The organism is Rhizobacter sp. P3_B12 (assembly GCF_056402895.1).
On record NZ_JBFUGN010001375.1, the window covers coordinates 1 to 1,253 of the forward strand.

General features: G+C 72.4%; 2 protein-coding genes. One reads left to right on the plus strand and one right to left on the minus strand.

The window, feature by feature from the left end:
• Positions 1–816: response regulator (locus AC1D01_RS35370; RefSeq protein WP_477874290.1), on the plus strand; the 816-nt coding region annotated here is incomplete at its 5' end.
• On the opposite strand, the gene AC1D01_RS35375 is transcribed toward AC1D01_RS35370, so the two are convergent.
• A partial coding sequence (locus tag AC1D01_RS35375; RefSeq protein ID WP_477874292.1) for a hypothetical protein occupies positions 813–1,253 on the minus strand: 441 nt, incomplete at its 5' end. The genes AC1D01_RS35370 and AC1D01_RS35375 overlap by 4 nt on opposite strands.

Here is a 1,253-nt window from a genome sequence, read left to right on the forward strand (position 1 = left end):
CCCTCGTCGCTGTTCGATGCCTGCATCACCGCGCTCGGCCGCGTGCCCCTCGCGCCCACGCGCAGCGCGCGGCGTGCCGACGCGCTGCACGACCACCGCGCGGCACTGGCCGGCGCGCACGTCCTGCTGGTCGAGGACAACGCGATCAACCGCGAGCTGGCCGTGGACCTGCTGGGCCGCGCCGGCGTGGCCGTCAGCGTCGCCGGCGACGGCCAGGAGGCGCTGGACGCGCTGGCCCGCGAGCGCTTCGACGCGGTGCTGATGGACTGCCAGATGCCGCGCATGGACGGCTATGCCGCGACGCGCGCGCTGCGCCAGCAGCCGGCGCTGCGGAGCCTGCCGGTGATCGCGATGACGGCCAACGCGATGGTCGGCGACCGCGAGGCCGTGCTCGCGGCCGGCATGGACGACCACATCGCCAAGCCGATCGTCGTCGACGAGATGTTCGCCACGCTGGCGCGCTGGGTGAAGCCGCGGCGCCCCGCTGCCGGCATCGACAGCGCCAGCGGCCTGGCCAACGTGCGGGGCAACGACGTGCTGTACCGCCGCATGCTGGGCATGTTCCGCGACCGCGAGACGGAGTTCGTGCCGCATTTCGAGGCCGCGCTGGCGGCGGGGGATTCCGACGCCGCGATGCGATCGGCCCACGACCTGAAGTGCGAGGCCGGCACGCTCGGCATGCCGGCGCTGCAGGAGGCGGCAGCCGCGCTGGAACAGGCCTGCCTGGGGCACGCCGGCGACGCCGGGATCGGCGCGCTGTTGCACGAGGTGTCCCGGCAGCTGGACCAGGTGCTGGGCGAACTGGCCGAACGCTAGAGCCCCAGGGACTTGCGGTACGCGCTGCGCTGCCGCTCGCGCCCGAGGCGCAGCGTGATCTCCTCGAAGTCGACCGCGGCGGCCTTCAGCGCCGCCTCGGCGCTCAGCTGCCCGGCCACCGCCTMGCCCAGGTGCACGTCGAGCGCCTGCCAGTAGCTGAAGGCGCCGGGAATGCGCAGGTAGGGGAACTGCAGCCGGTTGCTGAAGTTCTCGAAGTACGCATGCAGGTAGTCGCGCACGTCCACCTCGTTCCAGCCGGCCTGCAGGTAGGTGTCGATCTGCCCGCTGCCGTCGGGGGGCAGGAAGTGGAACCGGCGCCCGGGGTCGATGCCATCCCAGCCGCGAACCGCGTACACCTTGGATTTCTCCCGGGTCGCCATCAACGCGAGCAGGTAGTAGGTCGCCTCCGGCGCCTTCGAGTACTTCGAGATCACGCC